Origin of the sequence: Flavisphingomonas formosensis, assembly GCF_009755815.1 — a bacterium.
Classification (GTDB): domain Bacteria; phylum Pseudomonadota; class Alphaproteobacteria; order Sphingomonadales; family Sphingomonadaceae; genus Flavisphingomonas; species Flavisphingomonas formosensis.
This window is the reverse complement of record NZ_WRPK01000001.1, coordinates 531,268-543,191: the sequence shown is the minus strand read 5'-3', so window position 1 is coordinate 543,191 and position 11,924 is coordinate 531,268. Positions and strand designations below refer to the sequence as shown.

At 66.5% G+C, this 11,924-nt stretch carries 15 protein-coding genes; 11 read left to right on the top strand and 4 right to left on the bottom strand.

The features are described 5' to 3' along the window. Positions 1-169: 169 nt before the first annotated feature. The 6 genes from GQY20_RS02650 (at position 170) to ribH (ending at position 4,299) form a co-directional block, all read left to right on the top strand. Entirely contained in the window at positions 170-817 is a 648-nt protein-coding gene (locus GQY20_RS02650) for an energy transducer TonB (protein WP_157215479.1), read from the top strand. A gap of 116 nt (positions 818-933) precedes the next feature. Next, on the top strand, positions 934-1,200 hold the full coding sequence (locus GQY20_RS02645; protein ID WP_157215478.1) for a hypothetical protein: 267 nt from the start codon (positions 934-936) through the stop codon (positions 1,198-1,200). Continuing rightward, on the top strand, positions 1,197-2,159 hold the full coding sequence (ribD, locus tag GQY20_RS02640; protein ID WP_332836073.1) for a bifunctional diaminohydroxyphosphoribosylaminopyrimidine deaminase/5-amino-6-(5-phosphoribosylamino)uracil reductase RibD: 963 nt from the start codon (positions 1,197-1,199) through the stop codon (positions 2,157-2,159). Before GQY20_RS02645 ends, ribD begins: the two co-directional genes overlap by 4 nt. A 10-nt stretch (positions 2,160-2,169) precedes the next feature. Next, positions 2,170-2,778: a riboflavin synthase gene (locus GQY20_RS02635; RefSeq protein ID WP_157215477.1), complete on the top strand. Its 609-nt coding sequence runs from the start codon at positions 2,170-2,172 to the stop codon at positions 2,776-2,778. Beyond that, positions 2,768-3,880 (top strand): 3,4-dihydroxy-2-butanone-4-phosphate synthase, encoded by a 1,113-nt coding sequence (gene ribB / locus GQY20_RS02630; RefSeq protein ID WP_157215476.1) that lies wholly within the window; start codon positions 2,768-2,770, stop codon positions 3,878-3,880. Before GQY20_RS02635 ends, ribB begins: the two co-directional genes overlap by 11 nt. Further along, positions 3,880-4,299 carry a 6,7-dimethyl-8-ribityllumazine synthase gene (gene ribH / locus GQY20_RS02625; RefSeq protein WP_157215475.1) on the top strand — a complete coding sequence of 140 codons (420 nt, stop codon included), beginning with the start codon at positions 3,880-3,882 and terminating at the stop codon, positions 4,297-4,299. The genes ribB and ribH overlap by 1 nt, the downstream gene beginning before the upstream one ends. Positions 4,300-4,524: 225 nt before the next feature. Here ribH and GQY20_RS02620 read toward each other — a convergent pair whose 3' ends face one another. Next, positions 4,525-5,604 (bottom strand): alkene reductase, encoded by a 1,080-nt coding sequence (locus GQY20_RS02620; protein WP_157215474.1) that lies wholly within the window; start codon positions 5,602-5,604, stop codon positions 4,525-4,527. 258 nt (positions 5,605-5,862) lie between these two features. On the opposite strand from GQY20_RS02620, the gene GQY20_RS02615 reads away from it, so the two are divergent. After that, the gene (locus GQY20_RS02615) at positions 5,863-6,066 is read left to right on the top strand and encodes a hypothetical protein (protein WP_157215473.1); all 204 of its coding nucleotides are present in this window, start codon (positions 5,863-5,865) and stop codon (positions 6,064-6,066) included. 184 nt (positions 6,067-6,250) lie between these two features. Here GQY20_RS02615 and GQY20_RS02610 read toward each other — a convergent pair whose 3' ends face one another. Next, complete coding sequence (locus GQY20_RS02610) at positions 6,251-6,844, bottom strand: urate hydroxylase PuuD (protein WP_157215472.1); 594 nt, start codon at positions 6,842-6,844, stop codon at positions 6,251-6,253. A gap of 215 nt (positions 6,845-7,059) precedes the next feature. Between GQY20_RS02610 and GQY20_RS02605 the strand changes: the two genes are divergently transcribed. The 4 genes from GQY20_RS02605 (at position 7,060) to ssb (ending at position 10,695) form a co-directional block, all read left to right on the top strand. Continuing rightward, the gene (locus tag GQY20_RS02605; RefSeq protein ID WP_157215471.1) at positions 7,060-7,719 is read left to right on the top strand and encodes a COQ9 family protein; all 660 of its coding nucleotides are present in this window, start codon (positions 7,060-7,062) and stop codon (positions 7,717-7,719) included. Positions 7,720-7,909: 190 nt separating this feature from the next. Continuing rightward, a complete protein-coding gene (locus tag GQY20_RS02600; RefSeq protein ID WP_157215470.1) occupies positions 7,910-8,152 on the top strand; it encodes a FeoA family protein in 243 nt (80 codons plus the stop codon). Beyond that, positions 8,152-10,002 carry a ferrous iron transporter B gene (feoB, locus tag GQY20_RS02595; RefSeq protein WP_157215469.1) on the top strand — a complete coding sequence of 617 codons (1,851 nt, stop codon included), beginning with the start codon at positions 8,152-8,154 and terminating at the stop codon, positions 10,000-10,002. Before GQY20_RS02600 ends, feoB begins: the two co-directional genes overlap by 1 nt. Positions 10,003-10,134: 132 nt before the next feature. Then, positions 10,135-10,695: a single-stranded DNA-binding protein gene (ssb, locus tag GQY20_RS02590; RefSeq protein WP_157215468.1), complete on the top strand. Its 561-nt coding sequence runs from the start codon at positions 10,135-10,137 to the stop codon at positions 10,693-10,695. A 70-nt stretch (positions 10,696-10,765) separates the two neighbouring features. On the opposite strand, the gene GQY20_RS02585 is transcribed toward ssb, so the two are convergent. After that, positions 10,766-11,287, bottom strand: coding sequence for a YceD family protein (locus GQY20_RS02585; RefSeq protein ID WP_157215467.1), 522 nt, complete (start codon positions 11,285-11,287; stop codon positions 10,766-10,768). Beyond that, positions 11,284-11,808, bottom strand: coding sequence for a ubiquinol-cytochrome C chaperone family protein (locus GQY20_RS02580; RefSeq protein ID WP_157215466.1), 525 nt, complete (start codon positions 11,806-11,808; stop codon positions 11,284-11,286). The genes GQY20_RS02585 and GQY20_RS02580 overlap by 4 nt, the downstream gene beginning before the upstream one ends. Between the last annotated feature and the right edge of the window lie 116 nt (positions 11,809-11,924).

The window sequence follows — 11,924 nt, the reverse complement described above, 5'->3', positions numbered from 1 at the left end:
CCCGCACCCGCATGCTAATCTTCGCCCAGGAGCGTTTACCAATATCTTAAAAACAGCACCGAAATGAGACAGGCTGAATCGTAAATAGGATATATGATATCGTATCGATATGTTGTAACATCCTCTTCCAGACGGCGCAAAAGCCGCTCAACGAGGGATGGAGGATAGCATGCAGCAAGGAGGTTTCCTCGACGCCAGATCCAGGCACCCGTTCGGCATGGGTGCCGTCATCGCCGCCCACACGGTGGTGCTGACCGCGATTATCTTGTCGCCGCCGGAGTTCATTCAGCACCGGATTCCAATTTTGACAGTCTATCCTGTCGACGAAACGACACCGCCGCCCCCGATAGAAAAACATCAGGAAAAGGCGAGACAACAGCCGACGCACAAGCCGGAACAGATCACCAAGCCTGACGTCATAGTCCCCACCCGGGACGCAACCGACACGGTTCTCAAGGTCGACCAGACACCCACCTTCCCACCCTTGCTGCCGAGCACCGGTACGATACCGCAGATCGCAATATCGGATCCGGTGTTCGTGCAGGCCCGGCCAAACATGAGCGCCGATGCGATGCAGCCCCCCTATCCCGCCGCGCTCGCCCGCGCCGAGATCGAAGGCAAGGCGGAGATCCGCATCCTGATCGGCATCGACGGGCGGGTGAAGCAGGTGGACGAAGTCTCTTCCACCGATCCCGGCTTCTTCGAGGCGACCAGGCAGCAGGCGCTGCGCCACTGGCGCTTCAAGCCGGCGACGCGTGACGGCGTGCCCGTCGAGAGCTGGCGCACGATGACGGTGCGCTTCCAGCTCCAGGCGTGAGCGCTCTTCCCTCTCCCGCACGGCACGGGAGAGGGCTTTCTTCGGGGGGAAGCTCCGCCTATCTAGGCACGATGTGGTTCCCCCGGCCTTCCTCGCCCGCCGCCGCCTGGCGAGATTTGCGTGCATTCCTCGCCACCCGCGATCGCACGCGAGTGGGTTTTGCGCTGCTCGCCATCGCGATGCCCATGCTGATCATCGTCGGCTTCGCGATCGACGCCAACATCAAGCCGCAGCCGCAGATCATCTATGTCGAGAGCTGGCCGGCCAATCGCAGTGAAGAAGAGATACTGGCCGACCAGAAGAAGGACCAGGCCAAGCGCGACGCGATACGGCGCGAGCGGCAGCGTCAGTTCCAGGAGCTGGAAAAGCGGCTCGGGATGTGAGCGCCGACGACGCGCGCTGGATGGGCGCCGCGCTGACGCTGGCCGGCCGTGGGCGCGGGCAAACCGACCCCAATCCGTCGGTCGGCTGCGTGATCGTGCGGGATGGGCGCGTCGTCGGGCGCGGCTGGACGCAGCCGGGTGGACGGCCCCATGCCGAGGCGATGGCGCTGATCGAGGCCGGCGCGGCGGCGAAGGGCGCGACCGCCTATGTGACGCTGGAGCCTTGCGCCCATGTCTCGCCGCGTGGCCCGGCCTGCGCCGACCTGCTGGGTGCCGCCGGCATCGGACGCGTGGTCATCGCGCATATCGATCCCGATCCGCGCACCCATGGACAGGGCGCAGCGCGGCTTGGCAACGCCGTCTTCCTCGACGGCCGCGCCGCCGAGGCCGCGCACACGATGGAGGGTTTCTTCTCCCGCCTCGCCCGCGGGCGCCCGCATGTGACGCTGAAGCTCGCCACCTCGCTGGACGGCGGCATCGCGCTCACGTCCGGCGAAAGCCAATGGATCACCGGCCCCCGCGCCCGCGCGCATGGCCATCTCGAGCGCGCCCGGACCGGGCTGATCGTCGTCGGCCGCGGCACGCTGGAGGCGGATGCGCCACGCCTCGACGTGCGCCTGCCGGGCCTTGAGGCGCGCTCGCCGCTCCGCGCGGTGCTGACTCGCGGCGCGGCGCCCGACGGCTGGCTGACACTGCCCAGCCCGGGGGCGATCGCCCGCGCGGCTGTCGACCATGTGCTGGTGGAGGGCGGCGCAGGCGCGGCATCGGCCTTCCTCAGCGCCGATCTCGTCGATCGGCTGCTGCTCTACCGCGCGCCGATCCTCATCGGCGCGGCGCGGCCCGCGCTGGGCGATATCGGCCTCGACCACCTCGCCGATGCACATGGCCGCTGGCGGCTCGCGGATTCACGCCTGCTTGGCAGCGACCGTCTGGACGTCTACGAGCGCGTCCGGGACTGAGGATGGACAAGTGTTCACGGGCATCATCACCGACGTAGGCACAATAGAGGCCATCGAACGCCGCGGCGACCTGCGCGCGCGCATCTCCACCGTGTTCGACACGACGACAATCGATCTCGGCGCGTCGATCGCCTGCTCGGGCGTGTGTCTGACGGTGGTCGACAAGGGGCCGGGCTGGTTCGCGGTGGACATTTCGGCGGAAAGCATCGCGCGATCGGCGGAAGGCATGTGGAGCGCCGGCACCCCGCTGAACCTCGAGCGCGCGCTGAAGGTAGGCGACGAACTCGGAGGCCATATCGTCAGTGGCCATGTCGACGGCGTCGGCGACGTGGTGGACGTGCAGATGGAGGGCGATTCGCACCGCGTGCTGTTCGCCGCGCCGCGCGCGCTGGCACCCTATATCGCGCCCAAGGGCTCGATCGCGATCGACGGCGTCTCGCTGACGGTCAACCTCGTCGAGGATGAGGAGGCGCGAGTGCTCTTCTCGATCAACCTCATTCCCCATACCGTGGCGATGACCAGCTTCGCAGGCATCGCCCCCGGCCGCCGGGTCAATATCGAGATCGACACACTCGCCCGCTATCTGGGGCGCATGGAGCAGCTTCGTCATGTCCGCTGAATCGCTACCCCGCCTCCGCCACGGCTTCCTCTCCTCGCCCGAGGAGATCATCGACGAGGCGAAGAACGGCCGGATGTTCATCCTCGTCGACGACGAAGACCGGGAAAATGAGGGCGATCTCGTCATCCCCGCCCAGATGGCGACGCCGGACGCGATCAACTTCATGGCGAGGCATGGCCGCGGCCTGGTCTGCCTCGCGCTGGCCAAGTCGCGCGTCGATCAGCTCGGCCTCGGCCTGATGAGCCGCAACAACGGCACCCGGCACGAAACCGCCTTCACCGTCTCGATCGAGGCGAAGGAAGGCGTGACCACCGGCATTTCGGCGGCCGACCGCGCGCGCACCATCGCCGTGGCGATCGACGCCTCCAAGGGCGCGGACCAGATCGTGACGCCCGGCCATGTCTTCCCGCTCGTTGCGCGGCCGGGCGGCGTGCTCGTCCGCGCCGGCCACACCGAAGCGGCAGTCGATGTCGCGCGGCTCGCGGGCCTCAATCCTTCGGGCGTGATCTGCGAGATCATGAAGGATGACGGCACGATGGCGCGAATGGACGATCTCGTCGCCTTCGCGCAGCTGCACCACCTCAAGATCGGTACCATAAGGGACCTTATCGCCTATCGCCGCCGCTATGATCACCTGGTGGAAAGGGTGCGCGAAGCGCCCTTCACCTCCGATTATGGCGGGGACTGGCGGGTGCTCACCTATCGCAGCAAGGTGGATGGCGCCGAGACGTTGGTGCTCCAGAAAGGCCGCGTCACCCCCGGCACGCCTACCCTCGCGCGCGTCCACGCAATCTCGCTGTTCGGCGACATGCTGGGCCAGCCCGGCGACCGCAAACGCCTGCTCCAGCGTGCCATGGCCGAGATCGGCCGCGAGGGCGCTGGCGTGATCGTGCTGCTCGCGCCGCGCTCGATCGGAGCCAGCATCGGCGACGGCGAACCGGACATGGACCTGCGCGACTATGGCATCGGCGCCCAGATCCTCGCCGATCTCGGCGTACATGACATGGTGCTGCTCACCAATTCGCATCACACGCTCGTCGCGCTCGCGGGCTACGGCCTCAATATCGCCGGCGAGCGCGCAATCCCCGAAGGGCTGGACTGATGGCCCGCGTCCTCATCGTCGAAGCCCGTTTCTACGATCATCTCAACGACCTGCTGATCGAAGGCGCCCGCGCCGCGATCGAGGAGGCCGGCCACAGACATGAGACGATCACCGTGCCGGGCGCGCTGGAGATTCCTGGCGCGGTGGCGCTCGCGGCCGAAACCGGGCGCTACGACGCCTTCGTCGCGATAGGCGTAGTGATCCGGGGCGAGACCTATCATTTCGAGGTCGTGTCGAACGAGAGCGCCCGCGCGCTGATGGCGCTGACGCTCGACGGTCTCGCGATCGGCAACGGCATATTGACCGTCGAGAACGAAGCACAGGCCCTCGCCCGCGCCCGGCCGACGGAGAAGGACAAGGGCGGCGAGGCAGCCAAGGCCGCGCTCGCCATGCTGGACCTCAAGCAGCGCTTCGCCTGAAAGGCAGACATACGACTTCCCCCTCGCGCAAGAGCTGCCGGCTTCACGCATCGGTTTGATTTCATTTTTCCACGTCATGCCAGCGGAAGCTGGCATCGCTCTCGACAGGCAGCCGGGTGACCGTTGAGCAGGACCCCGGCCTCCGCTGGAGTGACGAAGAACAATCGCCAAAATCAAAGACGTATGAATACCGCAGCCCGCGAGGGGGAGAGGGAGGCGCGCGCCTTAAGCCGCCTCGTACAACGGGTAATCCGTATAACCGGCAGTGCCCGGCCCATACCAGGTCGCCATGTCGTTCGGGTTGAGCGGCAGCTTCTCGGCGATGCGGCGCGGCAAATCCGGGTTCGACAGGAAGAGCCGGCCGAACGCGATCGCGTCCGCCTCGCCGCGATCGAGCGCGGCCTGACCGGTAATCCCGTCATAATCCGAGTTGAGCACCAGCACCCCATCGAACGCGGCACGGATGAGGGGATGCACGGGCGGATGATCGGCTTGGCCGAACGTGCCCCCAGGGCCCGGCTCACGTAGCTCGAGGAAGGCGATACCGAGATCGGATAGCGCCTTAGCCGCTGCGGGGAAGAGCAGTTCGGGCTGGCTGTCATTGACCCCCTGGGAATCGCCGTTTGGCGAAAGCCGTACGCCGACCCGATCCGCGCCCCACACGTCGATCAGCGCCCGCGTCACCTCGATGAGCAGCCGGATGCGGTTCTCGATCGATCCGCCATAGGCATCGTCGCGGAAATTGGCGTTGTCGCGCAGGAATTGGTCGATCAGATAGCCATTGGCGGCATGGAGCTGCACCCCGTCGAACCCTGCCTCCCGCGCGTTGCGCGCTGCCCTGCGATAATCGTCGAGCACGCGGGGGATCTCGGCCAGCTCCAGCGGGCGCGCCTCGGTGTAGAGCTGGCGTCCGTCATAGGTGTGCGCGCTGCCCGGGGCGGTGGTCGCCGAGGACGAGACCGGGGCGTGGCCGGTAAAGGACGGATGCACGACACGGCCCATGTGCCAGAGCTGGGCGACGATCCGGCCGCCCTTGTCGTGCACGGCGCCGGTCACCGGCTTCCAGGCTTCGACCTGCTCGCCGCTCCACAGGCCCGGCGCAAACGGCCATCCGAGGCCTTCGGGGCTGATCCCCGTGGCTTCCGTGATGATCAGCCCGGCGCCGGCACGTTGCGCATAATAGTCCGCCATGATCGGCACCGGGACATGCTCGCGCGTCGCCCGGCCGCGCGTCAGCGGCGCCATGAAAATGCGGTTCGGCGCGTCGATGGCGCCGAGGCGGATCGGATCGAACAAGGAAGCCATTTGCGTTTCCCTTTGCAACGGTACTGCCGGCAGATAGGACGATGCAGGGACTGATGCACGACTCGTCCCTTCCAAGAAAAGCTTTGTCCGCGCCAAGCCCGGCACGCTTCTCCCTTGCGGCAATGCATTGGGAAATATCTGCTTGGCCTGCGGCCCCTGGCGGGTGCGGTTGTCGGGCGAAGGGCGGGCCGTCGGGGCGGTCGCCTCCAACTTCTGGCGGCTCGGGCCGCAACCTGATGAGCGATGCGATGTGCATGTTTGCTGGCATGCTACACCGCCCGTCTCGCCGCGATGAACCGGGCGCGCAAGGCGCTGTCGCCGCCGCCGGCGCTCACCATTGCACCTTCGCGGGGCTCGCCGCTGCTGCTCTTCGCCTGGACGGTGGGCGAGCGGATCGTGCCGGGCAACTGGCTGCCGGTGATACTGCTGGCGCTTGGCGGCAAGGTGCCAGGCAGGGCTTGATGATCTTCTCGCTCGGCCACCTCTCACCGGTGGTCTTCGGCGCGGGCCTGCCGGCAACCCGCAATCAGCGCGGCCCATCGGCTGGCTGATCTATCGCGAGCAGCTTTCCGTGCTGGATCTGATCGGCGGCGGCGGCGATCGGAACGGCGATGATATTGGTGCGCCGTCCCGATCGGCCTCCGGCTCAAACGCCCAGATAGGCCTGGGTGACCATGCAGTACAGCATGGGAATAGAAAGCAGCGTGTTGGTGCGCGAGAACATCATCGCCGTGGTCGCCGCCTTCGCCTTGGTGTCGGCGTCCGCCTCGACCAGGCCCAGCGCCTTCTTCTGGTTGGGCCAGATCACGAACCACACGTTGAACGCCATGATGAGGCCGAACCACATGCCGAGCCCGATCACGCGATAGGGCGACTGGAACATCAGCGCCTGCAGAATATAGGCGTCGCGCCCCGGCCACGGCGTGCCGGCGATGATCAGGCCCATCAGCACTGTCAACGCCGCGCCCCAGCGGAACCAGAACAGCGCCTCCGGAGCGATATATTTGGACACGCCCGGTTTCAGCTCGGCGGGCACCTTGGGCATGGTTGGGATCTGCACGAAGTTGAAATAATAGAGCAGGCCGATCCACATGACGCCGCACAGGACGTGCAGGAACAGAACGAAGCTACGCATGTAGGACGCATCGACAACGTCTCGATGCAGTGCGAAAATGACGACGAGCAGGAGCAGTACGGAGACCCCGATTACTGCGCCGAGATTGCCGAAGAATTTTGCCATGGTTTCGCTCGCTCCCCTGATTGGTCCGGTTATGACCCGGACAGGCAGGGATCGTAGCGCAGCAGAAACGGTCTGTCATTGGCTTTACGAGACGCGGTGTCGCAGACGGTACAAGCTGCGCAGGGCACCCGGAAAAGCGCGGTTTTGCGCTCATGCTGCGCAACATCGGCAGGAAGGCGGTTTCCAGCGGCGGGCAGCCGCCTTATGCTGACGCCATGACCATGCCCGATGAGATGACGCTGGACGAACTGCGCGCCGCCCTGGCGCCTCGCATCCCCGCGCATGCCGCGTTCGACGGCTGGAGCGATGCCGCGCTCGCCTCCGCTGCGGCGGAGATCGGGGTGCCGGCCGATCGCGCGAAGCTGGCCTTTCCCGATGGTCCGATCGGCATGATCGATGCCTGGATCGGCTTGGTCGATGCCGAAATGGTGCAGCGGCTGCCGTCGGACAGGCTGGCGTCGATGAAGATTCGCGAGCGCATCCGCGCGATGGTTCTGGCGCGCCTTGCGATCGCCGCGCCCAACAAGGAGGCGCTGCGCCGCGCACTCGCCTTGCTGGCGCTGCCCGGCAATCTCGCCACGGCAGCGCGCATCGGCTGGCGGTCCGCGGACGCGATGTGGCGGCTGGCCGGCGACCAGTCGACCGATTTTGCGTGGTACAGCAAGCGCAGCACGCTGGCCGCCATATATGCGGCGACGCTGCTCGCCTGGATCGACGATGAAAGCGAGGGAGATGCGGATACGCATGCCTTCCTCGATCGGCGGATCGACGGCGTCATGCGATTCGAGTCGCTGAAGGCCAAATTGCGGCCGGATCGCGATCGCCATTTCAGCCCGGCCCGGCTGCTCGGCCGGCTACGCTATCCGGTCCGCTGAGAGTTTCACCGGTCCGCCAGCCGCCTGTGTCAAATCGTTGAACCGAGACGGTACCGCCAGTTCGAGCAAGGATGGACACCGGTTGCGAAGGCAAGCGGAGCTATCGGACTACCGCATATTAACATGCTGGCAAAAGCGCACGGTTATTGATAATCAGTCGCATTGATATAGCGAACTGGAATCCGAAGCCGTGCGTCTCGATCAACTACCGCTGCGCAAACCCGCCCATGTCGCCGTGATCGACTGGTCGGCCATGCGTCCCGACGAGGCACGCCGGCTGCGGGAACTCGGCTTTGACGAAGGCGTCAAGGTGGAAGCGCTGCATCAGGGGCCGGTCGGCCGCGATCCCATCGCCTGCAAGGTGGGCCGCATGACGATCGCGCTGCGCCGCGCGCAGGCCGCAGCGATTTCGGTCGAGCCGGCCGAAGCCTGATGAACCCCTCGCCGCTGGTTGCGCTGGTCGGCAATCCCAATGCCGGCAAGAGCGCCCTGTTCAATGCGTTGACGGGCGCGCGCCAGAAGGTTGGAAACTATCCCGGCGTCACGGTCGAGCGTAAATCCGGCCGGCTCGCCCTGCCGGATGGCCGCCCGGTGGAGCTGGTCGATCTGCCCGGCACCTACAGCCTAGATCCAGTCAGCCCCGACGAAGCCGTGACCCGCGACGTGGTGATGGGCAAGCAGGGCCGCGAAAGACTGCCCGCCGCTCTGGTGATCGTGGTCGACGCCAGCAATCTCGACAATCATCTGCGCTTCGCGCTCCAGCTCATCGCCCTCGGCCTGCCGGTCGTCCTCGCCCTGAACATGTACGACATGGCCGAGCGGGACGGGCTGAAGATCGATGCCGAAGCGCTCTCGCGCGAACTGGGCGTGCCGGTCGTCGCCACCGTGGCGGTTCGCAAGCGCGGTATCGAGGAGCTGAAGGCCGTGCTCGGCACGCTGGTCGGCAACGGCGCCACCACGATCCGCTCATCCCAGCATGTGCCGACCGACATCGCCGCGCTCCAGCGCCGCGCCCGCTCCATCTCGCTCGCCGCGACGGTGGAGGAGCATGGCGCCCGCCGCTGGATGCATCGGGTGGATTCGATCGCGCTGCATCCGATCTTCGGACCGCTCCTGCTCGCCGCGCTGATGTTCCTCATGTTCCAGGCGGTGTTCAGCTGGGCGCAGGCGCCGATGGACATGATCGACGCAGGCAAGACGGCGCTCGGCGCTGCAGTCGAGAAGGCGCTGCCGGAGGGATTTTTGCGCACGCTGATCGTCAGCGGGGTGATCGAGGGCGTCGGCTCGGTCGTCGTTTTCCTGCCGCAGATCCTGATCCTGTTCTTCTTCATCCTGCTGCTGGAAGCGACCGGCTACATGGTTCGCGCCGCCTTCCTGATGGACCGGCTGATGGCCGGGGTCGGCCTTTCCGGCCGCGCCTTCATCCCGCTGCTCTCCAGCTTCGCCTGCGCCATACCCGGCATCATGGCGACGCGCACCATCGACGATCCCAAGGACCGGCTGACCACCATCCTGATCGCGCCGCTGATGACCTGCTCGGCGCGGCTCCCGGTCTACGCCGTGATCATCGGCGCCTTCATCCCGGCGCGCGACGTGGGGCTGGGCATCGGACTGCAGGGCCTCGTGCTGTTCGGCCTCTATATCGTGGGCATCCTGACCGCGATGCTCGCCGCCTTCGTGCTGCGCCGCACGGTGGCGAAGGGCGCCCATTCGGGCTTCCTGATGGAGCTGCCCAAATATCAATGGCCGAGCGTGCGCGACATCGCGATCGGGCTGTGGACCCGCGCCACGATCTTCCTGAAGCGCGCCGGCACGATCATCCTCTCGGTCAGCCTGGCGCTGTGCGTGCTGCTCAACCTGCCCAAGGCGCCGGCGGGCGAGAACCAGCTGGAATATTCAATCGGCGGGCGCATCGCCTCCGTGATCGACGTGATCGTGAAGCCGATCGGCTTCAACCACGAGATGTCGGTGGCGATCATCCCCGCCATGGCGGCGCGCGAGGTGGCGGTGTCCGCGCTCGCGCAGGTCTATGCGATCCAGGGCGAGGGCGAGGATGCCGATCGCGCGCTCGGCGACCGGCTGCACGGCAAATGGCCGCTGCCGACCGCGCTCGCCTTCCTGATGTGGTTCGCCTACGCGCCGCAATGCATGTCCACCATCGCGGTGATGCGGCGCGAGACCAATGGCTGGAAATGGCCCCTCTTCGCGCTCGGCTATCTGTTTGCGCTCGCCTGGCTCGCCGCCGGCGCGACCTTCTGGACAGCGACGGCGCTGGGCCTCTGAACCGCCGCCGCAGCGCACGCATATTTTTCGGACAAAGGCGGTTCCCACGCATCCGCCCGATGCTTTAAACGATCCGCTTTGCAGAAAGTGAATCGCCGCCGGCTAGCCCGTGCGTGCGTCAGGAGATCATGAATGGCAGGCAGCGTGAACAAGGTGATCCTCGTCGGCAATCTGGGCCGCGATCCCGAAGCGCGCAGCTTCTCGAACGGCGGCAAGGTGGTGAACCTGCGCATCGCGACCTCCGAAACCTGGAAGGATCGCGCGAGCGGCGAACGGCGCGAGCGAACCGAGTGGCACTCGGTCGCGATCTTCAACGAGAGCATCGCGCGCACCGCAGAACAATATCTGCGCAAGGGCAGCAAAGTGTATATCGAGGGTTCGCTGCAGACCCGTAAGTGGCAGGATCAGTCCGGCCAGGATCGCTATACGACCGAGATCGTCGTGCAGAATTTCAGCGGCGTCATGGTGATGCTCGACGGCCGTGGCGAGGGTACGGGCGGAGGTTCCGGTGGTGGTGGCGGTGGCGGCTCCAGCTGGGGCGACGATGGCGGCTATGGCGACCGCGGCGGAGGATTCGGCGGCGGCAGCGGCGGCTCGGGCGGCTTCGGCGGTGGCACAGGCGGCGCTGGTCGTGGCCAGTCGCGCCAGCCCGATCCTTTCGGCAGCGATCTGGACGACGACGTCCCCTTCTGAGACCGGGCTGGTCACGTCAGCCTTTCTTCCGTCTCCTCGGCGAAAGCTGGGGTGACGCGGGAAGAGACGTCTACAGCTTGTCGCGCAGCGCCTTGAGCGCGGCAAAGGGGCCGGCATCCTCCTCGCCGATCACGCCAGCATCGCGCAGCGCGGCATCGGCATGGGGGCCGCGTGGAAACGGGTCGATCGCCAGCGCCAGTGTCTGGGCAACGGCCTCGCCGAGATCGATCGCTCCGCCGTCATGCTCCAGCGTGTCGCAATCCTCGTCGCTGAGCTCGATCTCCTCCTCGCCCCCGCCGTTCTGCGCCTCGGGCACGAAGCGCAGCCGAAAGGGCACGAGGCGGTGCGCCGGCAGCGGCTCTCCGGTCGCGATGCAGGCCTGTTCGTAATCGGCAGTCGCCTCGCCCTCGGCCCAGACGACGTCGCCCTCGCGCCGCAGCGTGGCATCCGCTTCCAGCTTCGCCAGCGATAGCAGGCCGAACCGCTCCGCCAGCGCCGCCCGCTCCTTCTCGTCCGCCGCAACGTGAACCGCGCGCGCGCCGCCCAGCGTATCGAGCCGGTAAGGGCGGCAAAATTCGTTGATGCCATTCATGGCTGCGGCAGCACCCCGTCGATCACCCGATCGAACGGGCTCGCCATCAGTGCGCGGTGGAAGCCGCGCAGCCGCTCCTCGACGAGGGCGAGCTCGGCAGGCTCGGGAGCCTCGCCGCGATAAAGGTTGCGGGTCAGCGCCGCATCCAGGCTGATGCCGCCGGTCAGCGCTTCCCGATAGGCGGACAGGCGGCCGCCCAGCGCGCTCATCATCTTGCCGACATGCTTGCCGACGACGATGTCGCCGATGCCGATCTGGCGAAGCTGACCGTCCATGTCGTCGATGAACAGCTCCGTGACCAGCGCGGCCGGCCCCATCCCCTTTTCGCCTTCGGATTCGAGCCGGATCAGAACGGTGGAAAGGATCACCGCGATCATGTCGAACCGGCCGTCGAGCGTGTCCGGCACGCCGCCTTGCGCATACCAGAAGGGCTCTCGCGCGCGCGCCACTACCGCCTGATAGAGCGGCGCCAGCGCCAGCCTTTCATCCTTTTCACCGAAAAGCTTCTTCAAGAAAGACACGTCTCATCCCCTTACAGGCCGATCGCGGCACGCCGCGCTTGCCTAGGCCCGGTATCCGCGCATATTGAGGCAGGCGAGCGCCGATGCAATGCCGCGCGTCTCCCGGGAACAGTTCC